This is a genomic window from Actinomadura sp. 3N407 (assembly GCF_052245875.1).
Lineage (GTDB): Bacteria > Actinomycetota > Actinomycetes > Streptosporangiales > Streptosporangiaceae > Spirillospora.
Genome location: NZ_JBQQBP010000001.1, coordinates 609,682 through 634,822, shown reverse-complemented (window position 1 = coordinate 634,822; position 25,141 = coordinate 609,682). Strand labels below are relative to the sequence as shown.

At 70.0% G+C, this 25,141-nt stretch carries 24 protein-coding genes; 8 read left to right on the top strand and 16 right to left on the bottom strand.

Going from position 1 to position 25,141, the window contains the following annotated elements; genetic code table 11:
• Positions 1-188: 188 nt before the first annotated feature.
• Positions 189-866: a uracil-DNA glycosylase gene (locus tag ACTWPP_RS02975; protein ID WP_443102478.1), complete on the top strand. Its 678-nt coding sequence runs from the start codon at positions 189-191 to the stop codon at positions 864-866.
• A gap of 39 nt (positions 867-905) precedes the next feature.
• Here the strand turns inward: ACTWPP_RS02975 and ACTWPP_RS02970 are convergent, their stop codons facing one another.
• A complete protein-coding gene (locus ACTWPP_RS02970; protein WP_443102477.1) occupies positions 906-1,757 on the bottom strand; it encodes a hypothetical protein in 852 nt (283 codons plus the stop codon).
• A 130-nt stretch (positions 1,758-1,887) separates the two neighbouring features.
• On the opposite strand from ACTWPP_RS02970, the gene ACTWPP_RS02965 reads away from it, so the two are divergent.
• Together ACTWPP_RS02965 and ACTWPP_RS02960 are read left to right on the top strand one after the other, a co-directional pair.
• A complete protein-coding gene (locus ACTWPP_RS02965) occupies positions 1,888-2,667 on the top strand; it encodes a lysophospholipid acyltransferase family protein (protein WP_443102476.1) in 780 nt (259 codons plus the stop codon).
• An 85-nt stretch (positions 2,668-2,752) separates the two neighbouring features.
• Complete coding sequence (locus tag ACTWPP_RS02960; protein WP_443102475.1) at positions 2,753-3,916, top strand: DUF5925 domain-containing protein; 1,164 nt, start codon at positions 2,753-2,755, stop codon at positions 3,914-3,916.
• Here ACTWPP_RS02960 and ACTWPP_RS02955 read toward each other — a convergent pair.
• From ACTWPP_RS02955 to ACTWPP_RS02900, 12 genes are all read right to left on the bottom strand, one after another.
• Positions 3,913-5,094 carry a trans-sulfuration enzyme family protein gene (locus ACTWPP_RS02955; protein ID WP_443102473.1) on the bottom strand — a complete coding sequence of 394 codons (1,182 nt, stop codon included), beginning with the start codon at positions 5,092-5,094 and terminating at the stop codon, positions 3,913-3,915. The two genes, ACTWPP_RS02960 and ACTWPP_RS02955, sit on opposite strands and share 4 nt — an antisense overlap.
• A gap of 338 nt (positions 5,095-5,432) precedes the next feature.
• Positions 5,433-6,227, bottom strand: a complete 795-nt coding sequence (locus tag ACTWPP_RS02950; protein WP_443102472.1) for a DUF2470 domain-containing protein — start codon at positions 6,225-6,227, stop codon at positions 5,433-5,435.
• A 114-nt stretch (positions 6,228-6,341) separates the two neighbouring features.
• Positions 6,342-6,836 (bottom strand): MarR family winged helix-turn-helix transcriptional regulator, encoded by a 495-nt coding sequence (locus tag ACTWPP_RS02945; protein ID WP_443102471.1) that lies wholly within the window; start codon positions 6,834-6,836, stop codon positions 6,342-6,344.
• A 98-nt stretch (positions 6,837-6,934) separates the two neighbouring features.
• On the bottom strand, positions 6,935-7,942 hold the full coding sequence (locus ACTWPP_RS02940; protein WP_443102470.1) for a hypothetical protein: 1,008 nt from the start codon (positions 7,940-7,942) through the stop codon (positions 6,935-6,937).
• Positions 7,943-7,965: 23 nt separating this feature from the next.
• Positions 7,966-9,261 carry an MCE family protein gene (locus tag ACTWPP_RS02935; protein WP_443102469.1) on the bottom strand — a complete coding sequence of 432 codons (1,296 nt, stop codon included), beginning with the start codon at positions 9,259-9,261 and terminating at the stop codon, positions 7,966-7,968.
• On the bottom strand, positions 9,258-10,361 hold the full coding sequence (locus ACTWPP_RS02930) for an MCE family protein (protein ID WP_443102468.1): 1,104 nt from the start codon (positions 10,359-10,361) through the stop codon (positions 9,258-9,260). Before ACTWPP_RS02930 ends, ACTWPP_RS02935 begins: the two co-directional genes overlap by 4 nt.
• Positions 10,361-11,440 carry an MCE family protein gene (locus ACTWPP_RS02925; protein WP_443102467.1) on the bottom strand — a complete coding sequence of 360 codons (1,080 nt, stop codon included), beginning with the start codon at positions 11,438-11,440 and terminating at the stop codon, positions 10,361-10,363. The genes ACTWPP_RS02930 and ACTWPP_RS02925 overlap by 1 nt, the downstream gene beginning before the upstream one ends.
• On the bottom strand, positions 11,440-12,462 hold the full coding sequence (locus ACTWPP_RS02920; protein WP_443102466.1) for an MCE family protein: 1,023 nt from the start codon (positions 12,460-12,462) through the stop codon (positions 11,440-11,442). Before ACTWPP_RS02920 ends, ACTWPP_RS02925 begins: the two co-directional genes overlap by 1 nt.
• On the bottom strand, positions 12,462-13,538 hold the full coding sequence (locus ACTWPP_RS02915) for an MCE family protein (protein ID WP_443102709.1): 1,077 nt from the start codon (positions 13,536-13,538) through the stop codon (positions 12,462-12,464). Before ACTWPP_RS02915 ends, ACTWPP_RS02920 begins: the two co-directional genes overlap by 1 nt.
• Positions 13,538-14,623: an MlaD family protein gene (locus tag ACTWPP_RS02910; protein ID WP_443102465.1), complete on the bottom strand. Its 1,086-nt coding sequence runs from the start codon at positions 14,621-14,623 to the stop codon at positions 13,538-13,540. The genes ACTWPP_RS02915 and ACTWPP_RS02910 overlap by 1 nt, the downstream gene beginning before the upstream one ends.
• Positions 14,620-15,474 (bottom strand): MlaE family ABC transporter permease, encoded by an 855-nt coding sequence (locus ACTWPP_RS02905; protein WP_443102464.1) that lies wholly within the window; start codon positions 15,472-15,474, stop codon positions 14,620-14,622. The genes ACTWPP_RS02910 and ACTWPP_RS02905 overlap by 4 nt, the downstream gene beginning before the upstream one ends.
• Positions 15,474-16,277 carry an MlaE family ABC transporter permease gene (locus tag ACTWPP_RS02900; RefSeq protein ID WP_443102463.1) on the bottom strand — a complete coding sequence of 268 codons (804 nt, stop codon included), beginning with the start codon at positions 16,275-16,277 and terminating at the stop codon, positions 15,474-15,476. Before ACTWPP_RS02900 ends, ACTWPP_RS02905 begins: the two co-directional genes overlap by 1 nt.
• 326 nt (positions 16,278-16,603) lie before the next feature.
• On the opposite strand from ACTWPP_RS02900, the gene ACTWPP_RS02895 reads away from it, so the two are divergent.
• From ACTWPP_RS02895 to ACTWPP_RS02880, 4 genes are all read left to right on the top strand, one after another.
• Positions 16,604-17,194 (top strand): MarR family winged helix-turn-helix transcriptional regulator, encoded by a 591-nt coding sequence (locus ACTWPP_RS02895; RefSeq protein WP_443102462.1) that lies wholly within the window; start codon positions 16,604-16,606, stop codon positions 17,192-17,194.
• Positions 17,195-17,266: 72 nt separating this feature from the next.
• Positions 17,267-18,097, top strand: coding sequence for a lytic transglycosylase domain-containing protein (locus tag ACTWPP_RS02890; RefSeq protein WP_443102461.1), 831 nt, complete (start codon positions 17,267-17,269; stop codon positions 18,095-18,097).
• A 115-nt stretch (positions 18,098-18,212) separates the two neighbouring features.
• Positions 18,213-18,875 carry a TetR/AcrR family transcriptional regulator gene (locus ACTWPP_RS02885; protein WP_443102460.1) on the top strand — a complete coding sequence of 221 codons (663 nt, stop codon included), beginning with the start codon at positions 18,213-18,215 and terminating at the stop codon, positions 18,873-18,875.
• Positions 18,876-19,012: 137 nt separating this feature from the next.
• Positions 19,013-19,660 carry a TetR/AcrR family transcriptional regulator gene (locus ACTWPP_RS02880; RefSeq protein ID WP_443102459.1) on the top strand — a complete coding sequence of 216 codons (648 nt, stop codon included), beginning with the start codon at positions 19,013-19,015 and terminating at the stop codon, positions 19,658-19,660.
• 42 nt (positions 19,661-19,702) lie between these two features.
• Here ACTWPP_RS02880 and ACTWPP_RS02875 read toward each other — a convergent pair whose 3' ends face one another.
• The 3 genes from ACTWPP_RS02875 to ACTWPP_RS02865 all read right to left on the bottom strand — a co-directional run bounded on the left by ACTWPP_RS02875 (position 19,703) and on the right by ACTWPP_RS02865 (position 23,761).
• Positions 19,703-20,866: a hypothetical protein gene (locus ACTWPP_RS02875; RefSeq protein WP_443102458.1), complete on the bottom strand. Its 1,164-nt coding sequence runs from the start codon at positions 20,864-20,866 to the stop codon at positions 19,703-19,705.
• 222 nt (positions 20,867-21,088) lie between these two features.
• Positions 21,089-22,306, bottom strand: a complete 1,218-nt coding sequence (locus ACTWPP_RS02870) for a helix-turn-helix domain-containing protein (RefSeq protein WP_443102457.1) — start codon at positions 22,304-22,306, stop codon at positions 21,089-21,091.
• A 252-nt stretch (positions 22,307-22,558) separates the two neighbouring features.
• Positions 22,559-23,761, bottom strand: coding sequence for a helix-turn-helix domain-containing protein (locus ACTWPP_RS02865; protein WP_443102456.1), 1,203 nt, complete (start codon positions 23,759-23,761; stop codon positions 22,559-22,561).
• A gap of 392 nt (positions 23,762-24,153) precedes the next feature.
• On the opposite strand from ACTWPP_RS02865, the gene ACTWPP_RS02860 reads away from it, so the two are divergent.
• Complete coding sequence (locus ACTWPP_RS02860) at positions 24,154-25,047, top strand: hypothetical protein (RefSeq protein WP_443102455.1); 894 nt, start codon at positions 24,154-24,156, stop codon at positions 25,045-25,047.
• Positions 25,048-25,141: the final 94 nt, after the last annotated feature.

Sequence of the window (25,141 nt, the reverse complement as noted above, 5' to 3'; positions counted from 1 at the left end):
CGGGAGCGCAGGTCAACGTGGGCCGATAGGAAGTAACCAGCACTTAACAGGACGTTTCACCGGGTTCATCTGCCGGTTTCAAGTGAGCCTGTAAAGATTTTGCCTTCTTCCGGCCTGATGCGGTCAGAAAACTTCACAAACCTGATCAACCAGTCAGCGGCATGATCATCGCACTAGGGTGGTGCCCCATGACGGCACGACCACTCCCGGAGATCGTCGAAGCGGGCTGGGCGACCGCGCTGCAACCGGTCGCCGGCACGATCGCCGCCGCGGGCGACTGGCTGCGCGCCGAGGTCGCCGCCGGACGCCGCTACCTGCCCGCCGGGAACCACATCCTGCGGGCCTTCACCCAGCCGTTCGACGACGTGCGCGTCCTCATCGTCGGCCAGGACCCCTACCCGACGCCCGGGCACCCGGTCGGCCTCAGCTTCTCCGTCGCGCCCGGCGTCCGGCCGCTGCCCGCCAGCCTGGTCAACATCTTCCGCGAGTACTGCGACGACCTCGGCCACCCCGAGCCGTCCAACGGCGACCTCACCCCGTGGACGGAGCAGGGGGTCTGCCTCCTCAACAGGTCGCTGACCGTGATGCCCGGCAAGCCCGGCTCACACCGCGACAAGGGCTGGGAAGAGGTCACCGAACAGGCCATCCGCGCACTCGCCGCCCGCGGCCGCCCGCTCGTCGCCGTCCTGTGGGGCCGCGACGCCCGCAACCTCAAGCCGATGCTCGGCGACGTCCCGTGCATCGAGTCCCCGCACCCGAGCCCCTACTCCGCCGACCGCGGCTTCTTCGGTTCCCGCCCCTTCACCCGCGCCAACCAGCTCCTGGAGCGGCAGGGCGCGCCTCCCGTCGACTGGAAACTCCCCTGAGCCCTGGAGACTCCCTGAGCACGGCCCAGGGGTGAGGTCTCACTCTTCGGGGAGGCGGTGCAGCAACGTCGAGAATTCGGGGGAGGCCCCCGGGTTCGCGGGGAGGGGGGTCAGGCGACGCTCGCCGTGGCTCCAGTAGACGCCGGGGGCGCACGGGTCGTCGGCGTCGGCGTGCATCTCACGGACGACGTCGGCGAACACGGGGAGGACCTCGCGGACGGCCGTGGAGGTGATCGGGTACAGCAGCAGCGTGCTGTGGCACGGGACGCCGACGAGGGCGCCGTGCTCGTTCGGTCCCGGGAGGAACTGGTCGACCTCGCTGAGCAGCGCCGACACGTAGCGGCTGCCCGGCTTGGTGACGACGCGGACGTTGCGGCCCGGCAGCAGCGGCTGGGTGCGGACGGCCACGTCGGCCAGCTCGCGGTCATGGGTGTTCGTCATCACGTAGCCGAGCTTGTGCAGGCCGAGGAGACCGGCGCGGGCCTTGGTGAGCGGGCCGCCGTAGCGGGGATGCTCGATCATCACCATCGCGTCGAAGTGGTCCCCGGCGGGGACGACGACGAGGCCCTCACGGTCGCTGGGCGCGAGCTTGGGCACTATGCGCAGCCGCAGCAGCTCCCGGACGTCGCCGAACAGCTCCATCTCGCCGACCGCGAGGAACGCGCGGTCACCGACCTCGCGGACCCACTCGTCCACGACCCGCGGCCATGCGGAACGCGGCTCGCGGGCACAGCGTTCCAGTACCGTCCAGCTGGAGGCCCGAGCCTCCGACCGGCCCACTGGGAGCACCACCTCCGAGGTACCGGAGTCGAACCAGGCGCTGGGCGCCAGGGCGGGCAGCACGTCGCGGATGAGCGCGTGCACGTCCGCCGCCGCGTCCAACGGTTCCATGCTCATCCCCTTTCACCCATCAGCGGATCACGTCACAACCCCACCTTCTCAGAGTTCGGGCCCGTTGTGTGATCCATCGCGATCCCCGCAGACACTCGCTGATCATGAGCTGCTCAAGTACGGTGCTCCCATGGCCGAAATCGTGTACCCGCCGGTGATCAGGACGGCTCTCGGGGTCTTCAAGACCCTGAAAATCAAGATCCGTCTGGAGGGAACGGACCAGATCCCCAGCACCGGTGGGGCGGTGCTCGTCAGCAACCACGTCAGCTATCTCGACTTCATCTTCGCCGGCCTCGCCGCGCACCCGGCGAAGCGGCTGGTGCGGTTCATGGCCAAGAAGGAGATCTTCGACAGCCGGATCGGCGGGCCGCTGATGCGCGGCATGCACCACATCCCGGTGGACCGGAACGCGGGCGCCTCGTCCTACGCGGCGGCGCTGAAGGCGCTGAAGTCCGGCGAGATCGTCGGGGTGTTCGCCGAGGCGACGATCAGCCGCTCGTTCACGGTGAAGGAGATCAAGAGCGGCGCGGTGCGGATGGCCGTCGCGGGCAAGGTGCCGCTGGTCCCGGTCGCGATCTGGGGCCCGCAGCGGCTGTGGACCAAGGGCCGCAAGCGGCGGCTGCTGCAGCGCGGCGTACCGGTGACGATCCTGGTCGGCGAGCCGATGTACCCCAAGCGCGGCGACGACTACGACCAGGTCACCCGGGATCTGCACGCCCGGATGTCGGAGCTGCTGGAGAGGGCGCAGCGCGAGTACCCCGACGTCCCGCGGTCGGACGAGACGTGGTGGCAGCCCGCCTACCTCGGCGGGACGGCGCCGACGCCGGAGGAGGCCGAGAAACTCGACCTCGAAGAGGCGGAGGCCCGCAAGGCCGCCCGGGAGGCGCGCGAGACCCGGGAGGGCTCCTGACTCGCGGGCGCCGCTCGCGACACGGGCGCCGGCGCCCGGCTAATTCGGTGGACGCGGTCCGCCGCCTGCCCTGATCATCGATGCCATGACCATGTCGCAGGAGAGGCCCCAGGAGGTCTTGCATCTCGTCGGACCCCGGGAGAACGTCACCGACCCGGGGTCCGAGTCGACGCTGCCCGTGGTCTTCAACCTGAGCGACAACAACTCGCCTGCCGACGTGATGGACGTGCTGTCGCTGCGCCCGTTCGCGTCCGGCGAGCAGCCGTGGTCGCGTTCGACGCGGCTGGAGCACGTCCGGGCGGACGCGCCGCTGCGCCCGGACGCCGCCCGGCTCGTCCGGGTCGCGCACGAGAAGGGCAAGGAGTCGGTGCTCGCCGAGGGCGACGGCTGGACCCTGCTGACGAACCGGTGGAAGAGCGGCGTCGCGTACGTCGCGGTCTCCGCCGTCACCGAGGAACTCGCCGAGACCGTCCTCGAAGAGTCGGTGAAGGACGCGACGGACCCGCCGAAGGTCGACGAGACCAGCGTCGAGATGGGCTTCTGGCACATGGGCGTGCACGGCCCGGTCCGCAGCGAGCGCGCGATCACCGCCGACACGTGGGACGACATCCGGCGCAACTACACCGCGCCGGTCGCCGCGGCGCTCGACGACGTGATGAGCCTCACCCGCGAGGAGGTGTCGGGGCGGCTGCTGCTCCTGCACGGCCCGCCCGGCACCGGCAAGACCACCGCGCTGCGCGCCCTCGCCCGCGCCTGGAACGGCTGGTGCCAGTCCGACTGCGTGCTCGACCCCGAGGCGCTGTTCGGCACGCCCGCCTATCTGATGGAGGTGGCGGTCGGGGACGACGAGGACGAGAACTGCCGCTGGCGGCTGCTCATCCTGGAGGACTGCGACGAGCTGATCCGCGGTGAGGCCAAGCAGTCGACGGGCCAGGGCCTGTCGCGGCTGCTCAACCTCACCGACGGGATGCTCGGGCAGGGCAGGGACGTGCTGGTGGCCATCACCACCAACGAGGACCTCGCCATGCTGCACCCGGCGGTCGTCCGCCCCGGCCGGTGCCTCGCGCAGATCGAGGTGGGCCCGCTCACCCGGGCCGAGGCGGTGTCGTGGCTGGACGGCACGGACACGGCGCCCGACGAGATCGGCGCGGACGGTGCGACGCTCGCCGAACTCGTCGCGCTCCGCAAGGGCGAGACGCGTCCCGAGAGCCAGGACGCCCCCGCCTCCGCGGCCGGGTTCTACCTCTAGCCGGCCTTGGCCAGGGCCTGCTCGATGTCGGCCCACAGGTCGTCGGGCTCCTCCAGGCCGATGGACAGCCGCACGGTTCCCTCGCCGATCCCGGCGGCGGCGAGGGACGCCGCGTCCATCTGGCGGTGGGACGTGCTCGCGGGATGCATGACCAGCGACATGACGGCGCCGAGCGACGGGCCGAGGCCGATGAGCCGGACGGCCTCGGAGAAGGCGCCGCCCGCGTCGCGGCCGCCGACCAGTTCGAAGGCGAGGACGCCGCCGCTTCCGTCCGGCAGCATCCGCCGCGCCACCTCGTGCTGCGGATGGTCGCTCAGTCCCGGGTAGTGGACGCGGGAGACGGACGGGTGCGCGGCGAGACGGCCGGCGAGGTCGAGCGCGGACGCGCTCTGGCGGGCCACGCGCATCGGCATCGTCGCGAGTCCCCGCACGGTCAGCCACGCGGCGAACGGGTCGGCGACGGAGCCCAGTTCCAGGGCGTGGCTCCAGATGCGGCGGTGCAGGTCCGGGTCGGCGAAGACGGCGGCGCCCCCGATGACGTCGCCGTGCCCGCCGAGGTACTTCGTCGTCGAGTGGACGACGATGTCGACACCGTGGTCGATGGGCTTGCAGAGGAGCGGGGCGAAGGTGTTGTCGACGACGGTCAGCACGTCCGTCCCGCGGACGGCCGCGGTGAACGCGGGCAGGTCCGTCACGTGCGTGGTGGGGTTGGCGATCGTCTCCAGGTAGAGGAGCCGGGTGGCGGGACGGATCGCGTCGCGCACCTCGGCGGGGTCGTCGCCGGGAATGTAGGTGACCTCGACGCCCCACCGGTCGGCGAGGCCCTGGAACAGCGCGTACGTGCCGCCGTAGAGGGCGGTCTGCGCGATGACGTGGTCGCCGGCGCGCAGCAGGCCCATCAGCACCGCGTTGACCGCGCCCATGCCGGACGCGGTGGCGAGGGTCCCGGCACCGCCCTCCAGTTCGGTGACGGCCTGTTCGAGGGAGCGGACGGTCGGGTTGCCCATCCGGGCGTACATGAACGCCTCGTCCGGGCCCTGGAACGCGGCGGCCAGGCCGTCGGCGGCCTCGAAGGAGAACAGGTGGCCCTGGTATATCGGCACGCCGATCGGGCGGCTGCCCGCCGGGTAGATCACGGGCGGGTGGACGGCTCGGGTCTGCGGATGGTGTCCGGTCATGTCTCCAGCCTGCGGCGCGACCGGGCACTGCGGAACGGCCAATTGTCACCAGTGGCCCGGACCACGCCCCGGCATGCTCCGCGGCATGCTCAGCGGCGCCGGACCACCGGCCCGGCCGGGGGCGCCGGCGGACACGGCGACCCGGTACGGTTTCCCGTCACCGGCTCACCCACCCCGCGAGGGCGAGCCGGTGATCGGGGCCGTCCGGTCGGGTGACGCTCGGCGTCCCTCGGCCGGAGACCCGAGCATCACCCGCCGGGGCCCCCTCCCGCCATCCGGGAGATCACCGCCAAATCGACACGTATGTCCGGGTCGGCGGCGGTACGTACTACGGGTCTCTACGGGGTGGCGCGGGCGAACAGGCGCCGGTACACGCGGCGCAGGCCGTGGAGATCACTGACAGGTTCGGCGAACGGGAGCCGCAGATCGAACGACGAGGGCGCGCCCGGCGGCGGCGCGGAGCAGCGCAGCCACATTCCGTACCGGTCGAGCGACAGCGGCCGCACGGGCCCGGGCGGGACGGACTCGGGCAGCAGCCTCGTCAGGTCGTCCCGGTGCGCGGAGTCCAGGTGCGTGAGGATACCGGCCTCGATGGCGACGAACGGGTCGGGCGCGGCGTCCGCGTACTCCTCCGGCTCCAGGGTGGCGCTCCCCCACGCGTCGTCGACCTCGACCTGCGCGACCTCCAGCGCCAGGATCGTCCACTCGCGTCCGCCGTCACGGCCGGCCCGCTCGTCGCCGAGGTCGAGCAGTTCGGGACGGGCATGGGCGCGGGAGAGCCGGAACGCGGCGGTGCGCAGTTCCCCGGTGGGGACCTCGGTGAGCCGGCCGTGCAGCCAGGCCCGCCCGCGGACGCGGTCGGCCAGCGCGACCGGGGCGACGTCGGAGATCCGCAGCGTGGCGGGCATGCCGGGTTCGGCGGCGAGCGCGGCGGCGATCGGCGAGGCGGTCTGGACGAGCAGCAGCGGCCTGCCGTCCCGGTCGGTCGAGTGCACCGGGACGGGCGCGTACGGGACGCCCGGCGCGACCAGGACGCCGTCGGCGATGCCGTAGGCGAGCGTCCTCGCCCGCTCCGCCGCCGTCGGCACGTCCGTCGTCTCCGTGCTCTGCGATGTCTCCGCTCGCGGCACCATGCCTCCTCAACATTGAAGGTTAGGCTTACCTAACTTAGGCATACCTAACCATCAAGGGTGAGGGATGGACAACCCCCGTCCCAGAGTCCGGACTCCACGTGCTGCGCCCGCTGATCAGTGGAGGGTGCCGAGCTCTTCGCGGGCCGTGGTCCGGAGGGTTCGCAGGGCGTCCACGAGGACGCGGCGCTGATCGCCGGTCAGCGGGCCGGCGAAATGCTCGCGGAGCGTCTCGGCATGGACCCGCAGCGCCTCGTCCAGCTTCGCGCGGCCCGCGCCGGTCAGCTCCACCTGCTGGCGGCGGCGGTCGCCGGGGGCCGGCTCACGGCGGACGAGGCCGGCCTCCTCCATCCGGTCGATGATCCGGGTCATGCCGCCGCTGGTCAGGATCAGCTCACCGGCCAGATCGCCCATCGTCCGCGGGCGGTCGCCGGTGGCGCCCGACAGCTTCAGCAGCACCTCGAACACCGCGTGCCGGATACCGCAGCGGCGCTCCAGCTCGCGGCCCGCGATCCGCTCCAGCACCGCGGCCGCGCCCAGCAGCACACCGAACTCGTGGACCACCTCGTCCGGGACGACCGGAGCCGTCCCGCGTCCGTCCTGCCTCGTCACGGTCGACATGATGCCGCGCCTCCGTCCCCCGGACCCCTTCTCCGCACAACGCGCGGCGCCCCGCACAACTTCCGTGCGGGGCGCCTGCATGAGGATTCTCAGTCCCCCGGCTTCTCGCTCTTGTCCGGCTTCGGCGATGTGGACGCGCCGCCGGTCGGGACGTTCGGGAGCTGCCCCTGCTGGCCCTTGTTCTGGTCGTTGACGCCCGACGGATACTGCTGGGTGACCTTCCACTTGCCGTCGATCTTGCCCAGGGACAGCCGCAGCAGCGTCGCCGGCTGGTCGACGGAGCCGTCCTTCGTCTTCAACGAGACGTCCACCATGACCACCGCCGTGGCGAACTTGCCGTTGAGGCTGCCCACGAAGACCTGGTTGGTCTTGGACGACAGCACCACCTGGGGATCGGCCTTGAAGGCGTTGGCCACCGTGGGCAGCGTGGTGCTCTTGAAGTCCTCCAGCAGGTCGCCGCCCATCAGCTCCTGGGCCTTGTCCGCCTGCTTCTGGTAGTTCTGCGCGTTGTAATTGAACGCCATGTCACCGTAGGCGGAGGCGACCCTGCTCACGGCCTCCCGGTCGTCCTTCTCGGACGACAGGCCGCTCGCGGTCCGCCACTGCCAGATCGCCAGGCTCGCCAGCAGCGCGACGAGGACGACGATCACGATGGCCTGCGTCATGCCGAGGCCGAAGATCTTCGGCTGGGCCGCGCGGTCCCCGGAGGACCCGGTGCTCTCGCGGGCCGACGCCTTCTTCGGCGCCTCCTCGTCCGCGTCATCCTCCGGGGGTTCGAGGCGGCTCGGACGCGGCTTCGCGGCCGGCTTGGCCGCCGCCTTCTCCGCATTCACCGTCTTGGCGGGACGGGCGGGGGGCTCCTCCTCGGCTTCCTCCGCCTCCTCGGCTTCCTCTGCGACCTCGGCGTCCTCGGCGTCGAGGGCCTCCAGGACCTCGTCGAGATCCTCGTCGTCGATGACCTCGATCACCCGCACCCGCCGCTTGCGCTTGGCGGCGGGACGCGCCTGCTTCGCCGCGGCCCCGGTCTCCTCGGTCTCCGCCTCGGCCGGGACCGCCTCGACCTCGTCGGCCTCGTCCTTGCCGGTCTTGGCTGTCACTTCGGATACTCCTCGGGGTTGGGTCAGTCCTTGTCCCGACGCAGGCGGGTCAGGCGGGAGAGCACGGGCACCGAGCCCATCATGACCCTGATCAGCACCAGCAGTGCGATGACCGGGGGAACGTACACTAGCCACATCGGCGGCCCATCAGAAGAGTCACCGTTGTTCGCGGCCTTCTCCGCCTGGACGCCCTGCCTGTCGAGCGCCGGGTCATGGGTCGGGATCGTCTCGCCCGGATTCTTGGCCTTGTAGGGCTTCTGGTCGGTCAGCCCCGGGGTACGCCCGCCCGCGCAGGTCGGCACCTTGTTCACCGTGGGCTGCGGGAGCGGGTACTTGTACTCCAGCGCCGCCTTCTTGGTCGTCGTGATCTCGAAGAAGACGTTCAGGACGGGCAGGCCCTTGTCCATCCCGATCACGTTGTTCAGGACGACCTGGAGGTCCGGCGCCAGCGCGATCGTCTTCCTCAGGTCCTCCAGGTACCGGGGGTTGTACTTCGACAGCCCCCAGTTGCCGAGCGTGTCGACGGTGCACTCGAAGTCGGGACCGGTCTTGTCCAGCAGGTCGTTGACCGTGCCGAGCAGGCTGGGTCCCCTGTCGCGCAGCTCGGCGAGCTCACCGCGCACCTGGCTCAGCGCCGTGGTGAGCGCGGCCAGGTTGTCGATCCCGGCACCGAGGGATCCGCGGTTCTGGTTCAGGACGTGGGTGATCCTGGCGAGATCGTTGGTCAGCCCGTCGAGCAGTTCGGTGTTCTCGGCGAAGGTGGCCGTCAGGTCGTCGCCGCCGGTGATGATCTGGCGGAGCGACTCCTCGCGTCCCGACCAGCCTTCGGCCAGTTCGTGCGTGACGACCCTGGCGTCCTCGGGGTCGATGGCCTTCAGGCTGTCGATGACGGCGCCGAACAGGTCGCCGTACTTGGGCGGGACGCTGGTCTGCGTCACCGGGATCCGCGCGCCGGGCTCCATCGGCGGTGCGTCGGCCCTGCCCGGCCCGGGGGTCAGCTCGACGACCGGCTCACCGACCGCGGACTTGCGGGCCGCGGCGGCGGTGACGCCCTGCGGGATCTTGACGCCCCGCTCGATGTCCAGCCGGACGACGACCTTGTCCTTCTCCAGATCCACCGAGTCGATCTTGCCGATCCGCAGGCCGAGATAGTCGACCTCGAAGTTCGGGTGCAGGCCCGGTGAGGACTCGAACTCGGCCGTGATGTGGTACGGGCGGTCGATGAAGTCGAACCGGATGACGTTGTTGAACGCCCACACCACCATGATCACGGCGAGCGCGGCGAAGACCGCCAGGTTGATCGTGATTCGCGTGCTCATCGGCGCGGCTCCAGGATCTTCTCGAGGTCCGGCAGCGCGGTACCGATCTCCTTCGGAATCTCGATCGTGCTCGCGGGCTTCGCCGGCCCTTCGGAGCCGGGCAGGAGCGGCGTCCCGTCGGGCCAGACGATGTGCAGGATCGGGTAGAGCAGCAGCTGGCCGTCATAGGTGGCCTTCGGCAGCCGGTCGGCGAACATCACCAGACCGTCCACCAGACCGGTGAGACGCTTGCGGTTGTTGCCGAGCTGGTGGAGGACGGGGTCGAGGTCCTGCAGCAGCGTGCGGAACCGCTGGATGCGTCCCTCCAGGACCTTGTCGTTCAGCTCGCGGGCCAGAAAGGTGAGCCGGTCCACCGTCTTGATGATCTTTTCTTTGTCATCGTTCAGCAGCTTGGTGGTGCGTTCGATCTGGACCGGGGCCTCCTCGAAGGCATCTCCGCCCTTGGCCAGGGAACGGCCGAGCCTCCCGAGCCGGTCGATCGACTCCCCCAGCTCGCGGCGCTGGTCGGCGAACAGCTTCACCAGGCTGTTCGCCTGGGCGATCGTCTTGTTGAGCTTCTTGCCGTTGCCGTCCAGGGCGGTCGCCCCCGCGTTGACGACCGTCGCCACGTCGTCTCCGGCCAGCGCCTCGATGAGCGGCCCGGCCTGTCCGACGACCTGCTCGAAGGACGGCTGGACGCTGGTGTCCGCGATCGCCGCGCCGTCGGCGAGGAAGGGGCCGGTGTCCATGCTCGTGCCCGGCGGAATCCGCAGTTCCACATAGTTCTCGCCGAGCAGCGACGTCACCCTGATCTCGGCCCGGCTGCCCTTGGGAATCTTGATGCCGTCCTCGATGGACAGCGTCACCTTGGCCTTGTAGCCGTCGAGCTCGACCTTGGTGACGCTGCCGATCGTGATGTCGGACATCTGCACGCTGTGCCCGGCGACGAGCTGCTGCACGTCGGTGAACGTGGCCGTCAGGGTGAGGTCGCCCTTCGGGGCGCCCGCCGTCTTGTAGGAGCAGCCCGAGACCGCCAGGGCCATGGCGACGACGAACGCGATGATCACCCTGCTCGCGGCACGGGGTGCCGGAGGGCGTCCTCCCTCCGTGACTCGGCTCATCAGTTGCCTCCGTTATCCCAGGGACAGTTGGAGTTGGGCGGGGGCAGCGGGCAGCCGACCTCGTCGGTGTCCATCAGGCCCTTCAGCCACGTCCGGAGGAACGCGTCGGTGGCGAACCGGATCTGCAGCGACTTGTTCTTCGGGTTGTAGGCGCCGAGGAGCGCCCCGCTGATACCGGGCAGCGTTTCGAGCAGCTGAGCCAGTTCCTTGACGTTGCCCTTGAGGATCAGCGCGACCCGGGTGAGGACCGCCAGGTCGTACGGCAGCTTGCCCTTGTACTTCTGGAGCAGCTTGTCGCCGTTCTTGGACAGTTCGACAACGCCGCGGATGAGCTGCTGAAGCTCGCCGCGTTCGGCGCTGAGCACTCGGGACGCCTCTCCGAAGTCCCGGATCAGCGTGCCGAGGACCTGCTCGCGTCCCCGCACCACCCCGGCCAGCCGGCTGAGGTTCTGCGCGACCTGGATCAGCTCCTTGTCCTGCCCGGCGACATTCTCGATCAGGCGCGCGCTCTGTTCGAGGGTGGCGTTGAACTGCTTGCCGTTGCCGTCGAGGTTGTCGGCGGCGGTGCCGAGCGCGGACTGCATCTTGGTCGGGTCGAGCGCGTTCGCGAGGTTGGTGAACGACTTGAGCGCGTCGTCGACCTCGACCGGAACGTTGGTGCGCTCGATCGGGATGACGTTCGAGGTCTCCTTCGGCTGCCCCGGCTTCCACGCCGGGTGCAGGACGAGGTTGCGCTCACCGATCAGGTTCAGCGGGACGATCGACGCCTGCACGCCCTTCGGGAGCGGGACGTCCTCGTCCACGTGGAACGTCACCTTGACCTTGTCGCCCATGTTCTCGACCTTGTCGACCAGGCCGACGTCGGCGCCCATCACCTTGACCTTGGACTCCTCGTAGAAGGAGCGGGCCTTCGGGACGTAGACGACCATGGTGCGCTCGCCGCCCCCGGACGGGGCGAGCGAGCAGCCGCCGAGGGACGCCGTCAGCGCCAGGCACAGCGCGACGGCGATTCCCCTCGCCCGGCTTCTGCTGGAGAGCGTGGGGGGGCGCTCCTCCGCATGGGCTCGACTCTCGCCCATCAGTTGCCTCCCTTCGGCCGCCGGGTGGAGATCGGGCCCGGCGGCTGGAGCGGGCCGAGCCCGGTGAGCACGCCCTCGATCCAGGGACCGTTGCCCTTGAGGTTGGCGACCTGCTGGAACGTTGGCCCGAGCAGCGAGAAGTTGGTGTTCAGCGCGTCCATGTTGGGCGCGAGCCGGGTGGTCAGTAGGTGCAAGTTGTCCAGCAGCGTGTCGAGTTCCTTCTGGTTCTTGGAGATCACGTTGGACAGCGTCTGGACCGTCCGGCTGCCCTGCCCGATCGTCGCGGCCAGCTCGTTGCGGCGCTCCACGAGGGTGCGCAGCAGAACCTGGCTGGCGTTGATGATCTGGCGGAGTTCCTCGTCCTTGCCCGCAAGCGTGCCGGTGATCGTCTTGCTGTTCTCGATCAGCTTCTGGATCTCGGGGTAGGAGTCGTTCAGCATCCGCGACAGATCCTGGATGTTGGCCAGGATTCGGTGGAGCTTCGCCGCCCCCGGCGATTCGATCTTGTTGATCTGGGTGAGCAGCTTGTCGATGCTCTTCTGGTCGAGCTTGCCGACGATGTTCTGCGCGCCCTCCAGCGCGTCCGGGACGGTGAACGGGACGCTGGTGCGCGACAGCGGGATCCGCCGCCTCGACTCCGGCACGTCCGCCATGTAGGGCTTGGCGACCGGGCCCGCGAGCCGCAGGTACCGGCCGCCGAGCAGCGTCGTCGTCGTGATCTCGGCCCGGGTCTTCGGCCCGAGGTCGATTCCGGCGTCGACATGCCAGGTGACGATGACCTTGCCATGCCCGAAGTCGGGCCGCACGTCCGTGATCCGGCCCGCCTTCACGCCGGCGACCCGGACGTCCTGCCCCTTCTTCAGGCCGGAGAGGTCGCTGAACTCGCCGCTCATCGTGTAGCCGCGTTCGAACAGGTGCAGCTGGCCGACGGCGAACGCGAACACGCAGGCGGCGCCGACCGCGGCCAGGGTGACGATCGCGACGATCTTGTGGTTGACGTCCCGCAGGGACTTCAGCGCCATCAGCCGCCACCCCCCTGAAGCATCTTCCGCAGCTTGGCGAGGTCGGCCTGGTCGGGCTGGTCCGTTCCGGGCGCCCTCGGCAGTTCCATCGGGAACGGGCACGGCCCCTGGACGATGTTCAGGCAGAGCGCGTTCGTGCGCAGGAAATGGCCGCCGTTGGCGGAGGCGAACAGCTGCCGCAGCGTCAGCGGGAGGGTCTGCACCATCTTCTCGAGCTGGTCGACGTTGAGCCGGAACGTCTCGCTGAACTTGCCGAGGTTGTCGATGATGCGGGCGAGTTGCGCGTCCTGGCCGCCGAGCACCTGGTTGAGGTTGGTGGTGACGCCCGCGATCTCCACGACCGCGTCCTCCAGCAGCTTGCGGTTGTTCGCGAACACCGTGGCCAGCGACTCGAGATTGTCCACGCTCGCGGCGATCTGCCGGTCCCGCTTGGCGACCGCCGCGCTCACCGTCTCGTAGTTGTCGATCATTCCCTCGATCGTCTTCTTGCGGACCGCGAACGTCTGCAGCAGCGCGTCCAGGTTGCCGGTCAGCACCGAGATGTTCTGCTCGTTGCCCTCCAGCGCCTGGGTGAACGAGAAAAGGATCTTGTTGAGCTGGTCCGGGTCCAGGTTGCGGGTCAGCGGGCCGAGGGCGTTGACGATGGCGCCGAGGTCCACCACGGACCTGGTGTGCGGGACGCGGTCGCCGTCGCCGAGCTTGTTCCCGCTCCTGCCCGGCTCCAGGTAGATCACCCGCTGGCCCATCACGTTGCGCCAGCGGATCGCGGCGGTGGAGTCGTCCGGGACCCGGACCTCCTTGTCGACCTTCATCTCGACCACGGCCTTGCCCCGGACGACCTCGATGCCGTCGACCTGCCCGACGGGCGTGCCGGCGACCTTGACGTCGTCGCCTTCGAGCAGGCCGGTGACGTCGTCGAACGTCGCGGTCAGCTCGTAGCGGTCCTTGAAGCTGGTGCCGAGGATCAGCTGGCCGATGTAGAACGTGAGCAGCCCGGTCAGCACCACGAACACGAAGAACTTCAGCGTCGTGGCGTAGTCCGGTCCGCGCGCGGACTTGCCGCGCAGGCGCAGCATCACGGCTTGCTCACCGCCCCGCCTCCGGCCCCGCCGGTTCCGCCGCCCGCCGTGAAGGGCGAGTTGGCGGGTGTGGACGGGCAGACGTCGATGATGATCTGGCAGATGTCCAGCGGGAGCGTGTTGCGCGCCTGGGCGATCACCGTGTTCTCCGGGCCGGGGACGCGGATGATCTGTGCCAGCAGGGAGAAGAATCCGTTCAGGCTGTCGATCAGCACCGGGATGTTGCGGCGCTGGTCGTCCAGCACCGCGACGATCTTGCCGCCCTCGTCGATGATCTTGCCGAGGTTGGCGCCGTGCCCCTGGAGGGAGGTACCGACCTTGTCGCCGAGTTCGCTCGTCTGGTCGAGCAGCTGCCCGATCTTGTCGGGATTCTCGTTGATGACCTGCGAGAGCTTGTTGAAGTCGGTGGTGATGCGGACGATCGTGTCGCCACGGGCGGCGAACGTGCCCGACAGGCCGTTGATGTCGTTCAGCAGCGCGTTGATCGCCGCCCGGTCCCGGTAGGTCGCGTCGACGACCTTGGCGCCGTTGCCGATCGTCCGGTGCAGGGCCGGTCCCTGCCCGGAGAGCCCGGCACCGAACGTGTGCAGGATCGTCGCCACCTCGTTCGGGTTGATCGCCTTGGTGAGCTCGTAGGCGGGCCAGGCGGTGTCGGACAGTTCCTCCGGGTCCTCCGTCTTGGTGATCGTCCCGCCGTCCTTGAGGTACGGGCCGGTCACCTCGTGCGCGCCGAGGTCGAGCGCGAGGTCCTTCGGGCCGAACACCGAGATCGGCTCGATCGCCGCGACCGCCGTGTCGGCGATCCTGATGCCCTCGTCGACCCGGAACCGGACCTTGACGCGGCCCTTGTCGTCGAGCGTGAGTTCGTCGACGGTGCCGACCGCGATGCCGCGGATCTTCACGTCCGACTTGCCGGGGTCGAGGCCCTGGCCCGCCCGCCCGAACGTCGCGTTGTAGTAGGTGGAGCCCTCGTGCGACGGCGTCGTCCCCACGGCGACGAACGTCGCGGCGGCCGCGATGACGCCGGCGCCGATCAGCCCGAAGATCGTCCGGGAGCGGTTGGAGAGTGTCTCTTCGCTCATCCGGTCAACTTCACTGTGCTGCCGTGGCCCCAGAAGATGTACGACAGGACCAGGTTCATGAGGATCATCAGGATGGTCGACTCCCGGATCGCGCGGCCCGCGGCGACGCCGACGCCCACCGGGCCGCCGGCCGCGTAGTAGCCGCGGTAGCAGTGGATGAACATGATGATGAAGGCGAACACAGCGACCTTGATGACGCTGTAGAACACGTCGATCGGCGGTAGGTAGAGGTGAAAGTAGTAGTCGTAGATGCCGGGCGATAGCCCGAAATACTGGATCGTGATGAACCTGGTGGCGAAGAACGCCATGAACAGCGACACCAGGTAGAGCGGCACCAGCGCGATGACGCCGGCGGCGACCCGGGTGCACACCAGGTAGGCCAGGGAGTTGATGCCCATGACCTCCAGCGCGTCGATCTCCTCGGAGATCCGCATCGCGCCGATCTCGGCGGTGAATCCGGTGCCGACCTGCGCGACCAGCGCGACGCCCGCGATGATCGGGGTGACCTCGCGGACGTTGGAGTAGCTCGCGATCAACCCGGTGAACGCCTCCGCGCCGATGCGCTCCAGCCCGGGGTAGCCCTGCAGGCCGACCATCGCGCCGGTGGCGAGCGACATCGTCGCGATGACGAAGATCATGCCGCCGCCGATGACCAGCGCGCCGACGCCGACGGTGATGTCGCTGACCTGCTTGGCGAGCGTCTTGCCGTACTTGCGGCGGACGATGATGTCGACGAACAGGTGGTAGAGGACCCGGCCGAGGAAGACCGGCATGTTGGCCGACGCGGCGAGGCCCGCGGTCCGGCCTCTGACGGCACGGCCCAGCTTGCGGACGGGGGAAATGGCGACCATCACAACCTCGGGGGGAACAGGACCTGGTAGATCATGGTGAGGATGTAGTTCGTCGCGAACACCACGATCGAGGTGACGACGACCGCCCGGTTGACGGCGCGGCCGACACCGACGGGGCCGTAGTCGCAGTTCATGCCCATGTAGCAGGCGACCGCGGCGGCGATGAACCCGAACACCCACGCCTTGAACAGGGTGATCAGCAGGTCCGAGAACTGCAGCAGGGCGGTGGCGCCGTCGAAGAACGCCCCGGGGCTGACGCCCTGCTGGATGACGTTGAAGTAGTAGCCGCCCAGGACGCCCGCCAGGATCACCACCGAGCAGAGCAGCCCGGACACCATGCTCGCGGCCCACAGCCTGGGGGTGACCAGGCGGTGGATCGGGTTGATGCCCATGACCTCCATGGCCGCGAGTTCGTCGCGGATGTTGCGGGCGCCCATGTCGGCGGTGATGGCCGAGCCGCCGACGCCGGAGACCAGCAGCGCCGCGGCCAGCGGCGCCACCTGCTGGATCATGGCCGCGGTCAGCAGCGCGCCGGTGCCCGACTGCGCGCCGAGCTGCCGGGCGATGTCGCCGACCTGCAGCGAGATGGTCGCGCCGAGCGGCACCGCGATGAGCATCACCGGGACGCTCGTCACGCGGGCGAGGAACCAGCACTGCTCGATGAACTCGCCCCACCACTGGCGGACGTCCCAGGTGCGGCGCAGCCCCTCCAGGAGGGTCACGCACAGCATCCCGGTCTCGTCGAGCGCACGCCCGACACGTCTGCGCGCCAGGTCCGGGGCCTTCGTCAGGCTCATGGCCATCAGCCGGCGACCTCCCCCGAAGGGGGCCGGTCATTTCCGGGGGGCGACCCCCCGGAACGGGGGTGAGGAAGGGCCATCGCAGCCTCCTTACGTTCTCGGACGTCGGCGCTCATCCGATGCACCGGCTTCGACCGGGCCACGGGCGGCGCCCAGGTCCTTGCTCGTTCGCGCGCGCCACCATGGTCTCGGCCGAGACCGGGATCACACACGGCGCCGCGCGCCCTAGCAAGCACTCGGGCACCGCGTGTGATCTGAGGCACTCTATTGGAAGAAGGTCTAAGAAGCGAGTACTTACATGTTGATTTGTCCGAAGCTACGATCGGCCGGTGCGAACCGAGGCGCGACGAGGCGCAGCAGAGGACGTGGAAGCCGAGATGGACGACGGTGTCGACCCGTTGGTCATGGGCGTCCGGGACCGCTGGGAGGGGCAGGGGCTCCTCGGCGGGCCCTGGCCGTTCATGGCGATCTGCGCGGTGGGACGGCTCAACCAGTTGCTCAAGAAGGCACTGGACGTCGAGCTGAAACGGCTGGACCTCACCCAGACCGGCTACTTCCTGCTGACCACCCTGGCTCTCATCAACCGCGGCCAGGCACGGCTGAGCACGCTCGGCCGGTTCATGATGATGCATCCGACGACGGTGAAGCTCACCGTCGACCAACTGGAGGCGGCCGGGCTCGTCGGCCGCACCCCGCATCCCCGCGACCGGCGCGCCACGCTCGTCGAGATCACCGCGGCGGGACGCGAGCGGGTCAACGAGGTCGCCCTGGCGCTGGAGGCGCCCGGCGGTGAGCTCGCGGCGTTCAGCGGGATGCACCGCGACGTCTTCGAGGCCCTGCAACCGGCGCGGCTGGCGGCCGGCGACGTGGAGCTGCCGGATCCGGGCGCGGGACGGAACAGGGGGCACCGCGATGGGTGAACCCCGTGCCGACTTGCCGGCGTACTTTCCCTTCGAGGACACCGACCCCGGGCGATAAGGCAGTCTTCTCCTATGCCGAAGAGTCATGGCACGCGCAGAAGTCCCGACACCGGCAGACGGCGCACCCGGGTCCCCCCGCCCCGGGAGGCGCCGGACGCGCACGGCGGCGGCAGCGGCCCGAACGGCCCCTACGACCGCCGCGACCCGTACGGGGCCGACGCGACGCCCGACTTCCGCCCGCCGAAGAAGCGGTGGCTGCGGCGGGCGCTCACCAGCAACGTCACCATCATGATCGTCGCGATCGTCGCGATCGGCGCGGCGGTCACGCTGGTGGACATCGACAGGTTCGTCAAGGACGACACCAAGCCCCCGAAGATGGCCGCCGCCGGCCTGTCGGCCAACGACATGCTCGCCAAGCTGACGTCCGCGGCCGAGATCGACCCGGTCGCGGCCGACGCGATCGCCGCGGCCAAGAAGCGGGCCTACGAGGAGCACCAGCGCGAGCTGGAGCGGCTCAAGGAGAAGGCCAAGCGCGAGGCGAAGGCGCGGGCGAAGCTGAAGGCCCAGCAGGAGCGGGAGCGGCTCGCCAAGACCAACCCGAGCGCCAAGCAGAACAAGGCGTACGGCAAGAAGATGAACGCCCTCAAGGGGTGGGACCGCTGCTGGCCGTCCCTGCTGACGCTGTGGATCCACGAGAGCGGCTGGAACGAGCGGGCCGAGAACCCGTCCAGCGGCGCCTACGGCATCCCGCAGTCGCTGCCCGGCAACAAGATGGCCAGCGCCGGAGCCGACTGGCGCACCAGTTCCCCGACCCAGATCGCGTGGGGGCTCGGCTACATCAAGGCCCGCTACGACGACCCGTGCGGCGCGTGGTCCTTCTGGCAGTCGCACAACTGGTACTGAGCCGCCGGTCCTTTGAGACGCTCCGAGTCGCTCCAAGGCATTCTCAGGCGGTCTCAGGCGCTCCGAGGCGTCCGATACCCCGTGCGGGAAGCCCGTGGCCTGGCACCATGGGGGGATGCGGACGAGCAGGGCGCGGCAGGCGAACGGCGCGGGCGACACCGGCAACGGCGGAGACGGCGCGGGCGGCGGCCGCCAGTGGGCGCGGGCCGACGCCACCCGGCAGGCGCTCCTGACCGCGGCGCTGGAGGTCTTCGCCGACCGCGGCTACGCCGACGCGGGCATCGCCGAGATCGTCGAGCGGTCCGGCATCAGCGTCGGCAGCCTCTACCACCACTACGGCGGCAAGGCCGGGCTGTACGTGGCGCTGTGGGAGGACCTGAGCGACGAGCAGGAGGCGGCCGCGGCGCAGGCCGTGTCCGCCGCGCGCAAGGACGGCGAGTCCGACCCGATCGCGCTGTTCACCGCGGGCGCCCGCGCCTACCTGCTGGTGTGCTGGGAGCGGCGGGAGGCGGCGCGGCTGTTCCTCGGCGGCGAGGGCCCGTCGGGGTCGTCGCTGATGCGCCGCAGCCGCGCCCAGCACTGGATCGCGCAGAACACCAAGCTGCTCGGCGGGTCCACCGGCGGCGCCCCCGCGGGCCGGCCCGAGCAGGTGCTGAGCCTGGTGCTGACCACGGTGATCGGCGAGGCCGGACGGGAGATCGCCACGGCCGAGAACGAGACCGAGGCCGCGGAGATCATCGAAGAGGTGTGCCGCATCCTGATCCGGCTGGCGCGCTGAACCACGACCGGCCTGGTGGGCGGGCCGGCATCGGCGGGCGGGCGGGGCGCCGGTGACGTTTTGGGTCACACGGGACGTGCCGGACCGTTATCCTGACCCCTGGGTTACCGGTTCCTGACGGAAAGTCGAAGGGCTCCATGCCAACGTCCACCTGGTTCCGCCTCAACGTCGCCAAGCGCGAGCGGGTGCTCGAGGTGGCGATGCGCGAGTTCGGGGAGAACGGGTACTCGACGGGCAGCCTGAACACCATCGCGCGCGAGGCCGGCATCGCCAAGGGCTCCCTGTTCCAGTACTTCAGCGACAAGCTGGAGTTCTTCGCGTTCGTCTGCGATGAGACGTCCCGGCGCATCCGCGAGGAGATGGAGCGCCGCATCGAGCGGATCGACTTCGACCAGTCCTTCGACGAGTGGCTGTTCGACGTCCTGTGCGACTGGACCGAGTACATGTCCGACCATCCGCTGGAGCGGGGCGTCACCGCCGCGACGAACTTCGAGCTCGACAACAGCGTCCGCTCCGTCGTCCGCGACACCGCCAACCAGCACTACCTGCAGGTCGTCCACCCGACGCTGCAGCTCTGGCAGGCGCAGGGCGCGATCCGCGAGGACGCCGATCTCGACGTCCTCGCCACGCTGATCCTGACCATCCTGCCGTTCCTGGCGCTCGCGCCGTACTACGACGGCCTCGACCCGATCCACGACCTGCGCGGCCGCACCCCGGCCGAGCAGCGCCCGGTGATCCGGCAGCTCATCGCGGGCTACCGTCCCATGTTCGCCCCGGACAAGTGACCCCGTCCCGGCGGGCCGGCGTCCCGGGCGGCGGCGCGGCGCTCAGAGGCGGGCGGCGCGGGCCGGTCTGACGGGCAGCCAGACGAGCCGGACGGGACGCACCGGCGCGGGTTGCGGCGGCAGGGCACGCAGCCGGGCCTCGGTGAGCCGCTTGCCCGTGAGCCGCAGGCGCCTGCGCTGCGCCCGCGGCAGCGGGATGCGCACGGTGTAGGCGCGGCGGGCCAGCCGCAGCCGGAGCAGCAGCAGCGTCACCGACACCGTCATCGCGGCCAGGAAGCCCGCCTGCAGGGCGGAGAGCCGCTGCACGGTGAACATCTCGTCCTCGACCGTGCGCAGGCCGGCGACGGGCACCAGCGGCATCGGGCTCGCCGCGATCTGCGGTGAGGCGATCGGAGGCAGCGCCACCTGCGGTCCCTTCATCCCCGCGAGCGGGTTGAAGTCGGACGGGGTCAGCGGCGGGACGCCGGGCGGCAGGTTCGCCAGGCTCACCCCCGGCGGCGGCGCGCCGGCGGAATCGGTGATGATCAGCTTGTAGCTGCGGGACACGCTCCTCGCCTTGGCCGCCGAGACGGCGGCCTTCACCGTGATGACGCCGGGATCGGCGTCGGACGGGGCGCGCACGGTCGCGACCGCCGCGGCTCCGCCCCCGCCGACGGCGCCGAGGTTCTGCGTCCGCGGGCTCACCGAGGCGCCGGAGGCCGACATCCGCAGGACGGTGCTCTGCGCGGTCGCGTGCGCCGACGACACCTCGACCGTCGCGGTGACCGAGGCGCCGGGACGCATCGTGGCCGACGACACCGAGAGCCCGAGAGACAGCACGGGGTTCTTGGGCTTGCTAGGAGTGCCCGGCTTGCCGGGCGGGTCCGTCGGGGTCGGGGTCGGCGTCGGCGTCTGTGTGGGGGTCTCGGTCGGCGTCTCGGTGGGCGTCTCCGTGGGCGTTTCCGTCGGTGTCTCAGTCGGCGTCTCGGTCGGCGTCTCCGTAGGAGTCTCGGTGGGCGTCTCCGTCGGTGTCTCAGTCGGCGTCTCGGTCGGCGTCTCCGTAGGAGTCTCAGTCGGCGTCTCGGTGGGCGTCTCGGTCGGTGTATCGGTGACGGTCGCGGTGGGCGTGGGGGTCGTGTCCGCGTACACCGGGTGCATGCCCGTCAGGCTGATGAGCGCCATCACGCCGAGTCCCGCCAGGAACGAACGCGCCGAACGTGAGCGCACCCTGAACGCACCTCCACCACGTCGCGACCATCCACCGAATTACTCCGAATTGGATGGAAGCACGCGGAGAAAGGGCAATCAAGACCGCCCGGCAATGTCATTGTCAGCTGCTCATGGACGGACGTCCCCGCATTCGGCGATTATCATCGAGTGAGCCCTTTTCCCGGTGCCCGCCGGAACTGATCCCGGCGTCCCCCAGGGGAGACGCCGGGACGAAAAGGGTCAGTTCATCCGGCCGTCGCCGGCGCCTTCCGCGGCGCGCCACCGCAGCCACGTCGCGCGCAGCACGACCTCGATCGCGAAACGTGCGTCGGGATCGTTCAGCCGGTCGCCCAGGATGCCTTCGAGCTGCCTCATCCGGTAGCGGACGGTCTGCGGGTGGATGTTCAGTTCCTCGGCGATCTCGGCGGCGGTGCCGCGGCTCACCAACCAGGCGCGCAGGGTGTCCATCAGCCGGTCGCGCTGCCGGATCGGGAAATCCGCCAGCTCGCTGAGATGGCGGTGCGCGAGCCGGTCGACGAGGGCCTGGTCCGACAGCAGCCACAGCGTGATGAGGTGTTCGTCGCAGTCGGTCACCGGGCCGTCTCCCAAGACCCCCGCATCCACCAGCGCGAGCGCGTGCCGCGCCCAGCGCAGCGAGTCGGCGACACCTCCGACCGGCACCCTGGGACCCGCGGCGAGCTGCCCCTCGGGCAGCACCCGCAGCAGCGCCCGCCGCCGCTCGGGCGTCAGACCGCCCGGCACCACCAGGAACGGCTCGTCCGCGGTGAGGTCGGCGAGGACGTCCTCGTCCATGGCCGCCCTGACGTACGGGGAGCCGGGCGGGGCCGCGACCACGGTCATCTCGTCCGGTATGGGCCACTCCGCCCGTCCGGCGACGTCGGCCAGGACGCGTTGGGACCCGAGGGGGCGCAGCAGCAGCTCCAGCAGCCGCCGGCGATGCGCCTCGACCTCCCCGTCCGGCCGCGCCTCCAAGTAGCCCTCAAGGGCCAGCGCGGCCAGCTCGTCGATGTAGGCGAACAGCGCGTCGGCGAGCTGCGCCATGACGTCGCTGGACAGGTGCCGGCGGGGGCCGACCTTCATGATGCGGCGCCACGCGACCTGCGCGCCGATGCGGAACGCGGCCTGCAGCGTGTCGAGCGTCCGGCCCTCCTGCGACTCGAACCTGCCGAGCCTGCGGTACGTCTCGCGGTACCGTTCGCGCGGCGCCCGGGGGTTGGCGACCTGCTCGACGAAGTCGGTCAGCGCCCGTTCCACGCCGATCTGCAGGGCCTCGACGTACGGCCCCTGCATGGGCCTGCCGTACTCGGGGATCGACCTCCGCACCTCACGGATGATCTCTTTGGACAGACTGGGCAGCTCCGGGCGCATCAGCACGGCCAGCCGGCGTGGCAGCCTCGGCCGCGGCTGCACCGCCCCCGGCGTGAGCGTCCTTGTCATCGGGACACCTCCGAGAACGCCGCCGTCACGGGCCCTGGCGTATGACCGGGCGGGGGCACCCGGCGTCCCGGACGGCCGGCTCTACTACGGAAACGCCAAGGACGCACTGAGCGGGGACCCCCGTGCGCCCCCGACAGGCTGTGAACTGAGACACGCCGACGGTAGATCGAATACACCGCACCTCAAGGTAAAGAAGATGTAAAGTTACTCGCTGTCATTCACGCAGGCACGCACCGTCTGGCGGAGTTTGACTCATCGCATCGACGGCCTCCGCACCTGTCGCAACCGGTGCGCCCGGAGCACCGCGTCCAGCACGAAGCGCGACGCCGGATCGGCCAGTTGCTCGTCAAACGTCTCGCCGAGCCGCCGCATCCGGTACCGCACCGTCTGCGGATGCACGCGCAGACGCCGCGCCGTCTCGACCGCGTTTCCTTGTGCCTCCAGCCACGCACCGAGGGTTTCGGTCATGCGGGATCGCTGGGTCCGGCTCATCCCCGTCAGCGCCCCCAATTGGCGCCGCGAGAGCTGGTCGAGCAGCGCCTCGTCCGACAGCAGCCACAGCTCCAGCAGATGCCGTTCACACAGCGTCGGACCGCCGTCCTCCAGGACGCCGGCCTCGACGAGCGCCAGCGCCCGCCGTGCCCACCGCAGCGAATGGGCCGCCTCCGCCAGCGGGACGGTCAGCCCCACCGCGGACCGGCGTTCGGGCAGCGCGTTGACCAGCATCTGCCTGCGCGCCGTGTCGAACGTGCCGGGCACCAGCAGATGGGGTTCGGCGTCCCCCAGGTCGGCGAGCACGTCCTCGTCCAGCGCCGCCCGGACGCACCGCGCCCCGGCCGGCAGCGCGACCAGCGTCGCCTCGTCCGGCACCGGCCAGCCCGCGGTCTCCGCCGCCTCGGCCAGCGCGCCGCCCGGCGCGCCGGGGCGCAGCGCCATCCGCAGCAGGCGCCGGTGCACCCCTGCCAGCTCGTCCGCCGACCGCGACCGCGCCTCCAGATACCCCTGCACCGACAGCGAGGCCAGCTCGTCGATGTAGGAGAACAGTGCGTCGGCGAGCTGCGTCATCACCCCGGACGGCAGCCGCCGCCGCTGCGCCACGTCGGCGACCCGCCGCCACGCGACCTGGACGCCGACCCGGTAAGCGGCCTGCAGCGCGTCCAGGCTGCGCCCCTCGTACGCCGCGCTGCGCCCGAGTTCCCGGCACAGCTCGTCCCGGTGCTCGTGGGTGTTGCCCGCCCCCGTCACCTGGTCGACGAACGCGGCCATGACCTGCTCCACGCTGGCCCGGATGGTCGGCTGCCGCACCTTCCCGCCCTGCCGCGCGTCCTCCGGCACCGACCGCCTGACCTCACTGATGATCTCTTCGGCGAGGGACGGCAGTTCGGCACTCAGAATGGCGATCACCTGTGGCGGGACCGGCCCCGGACGCCCTCGCCCAGCGAGGGTCCCCGTCATCGTCCACCCTCCTTCGCGCCGACAGAGGAACGATGCAAAGAAACGTAACCCAGCCGCGTCCGCCGCGCACCATTCCTGAGAAACTTTCACAGTCCGTACGGGCTTCTCCACGCATTCATTACCGAGTAATCTGTGCCCACGCGGACCCTCACACCACACCCGTGCTCACTTGGCGAGCAAATGGCCGTCCATGTCAATCACCGGGCGATAAATTCGACGCCCAGTCCGCACCTCAATTGTTACCGGCCGGGCCTTGCCGCACGGCGTACGGGACCGGCGGAGAGCCGACGCCACCCGTACCACGAACGGGGACATCGCCGAACATCTACCTCATCGCCCCACGTAACAACTTTCGCTCTTCGTAGTGGCGTGAACACCGGTAGCGTCCGCTCGTGCCTTCCGCCGAACATGAGGTGCCGCTCGACCTGTTTCGGAACCAGCCCGCGCTGGCCCCGGAGCTCCTTCAGGCGGCGTCCGGAATCAAGCCCCCCGAGTACGAGCAGATATCACTGGGATCGGAGACGCTCACCGACTGCAACCCCACCGAATACCGATGCGACTCGACCGTCCTCCTCGGTGACCCCAAGCGCCCGGATCTCGCGATCGTCGTCGAGATCCAGCTCAAACCGGACCGGCGCAAGCGCTACAGCTGGCCCGTCTACCTGTCCACGCTCCGGGCCCGCTGCGAGTGCCCTGTGACGTTGCTGGTGCTGTGCCCGGACAGGAACACCTCCGCCTGGTGCCGTGAACCGATCGAGAGCGGGCATCAGGGCTGGATCCTGCGCCCCTGGGTGCTGAACCTCACCGAGGTGCCCGCCGTCACCGACCCGGACAAGGCCCGTTCCCTGCCGGAACTTGCGATCCTGAGCACCGTCGCGCACGCCGACGGCCCTGCCCGGAAGGCCGTCCTCACGGCCTTCGCCGAAGCCCTGGAGGTCACGGACCGTGACAGGGGCGAGCTGTATCATGACTACGTGCGGTCGCAGCTCTCCGCAGCCGCGCGACACTGCTTGGAGGAGATCATGCAGGCCGGCGTCTACGAATGGCAGAGCGACTTCGCCCTCAAGCACATCGCCGAAGGCGAGGCCAAGGGCAGGGCCGAAGGCGAGGCCAAGGGCAGAGTCGAAGGGGAGATCGAGCTTCTTCTCATCGTCCTGGAGTCGCGGGGCTTCACCATCGACGATGACCTCCGGGAACGCATCAACTCCTGCCAGGACCTCGAACAGATCCACACCTGGGCCCGCCACGCGGTCACCGCCGAGTCACTCGACAAGATCTTCACCTGATGGCGACCGGCCGCGTACGCGAAGGCGAACGAGGTCGGTCGCAGTGACCGGGTGAACACGATGACGGCTGGGATCCGCGCAGCGACATCGTCGG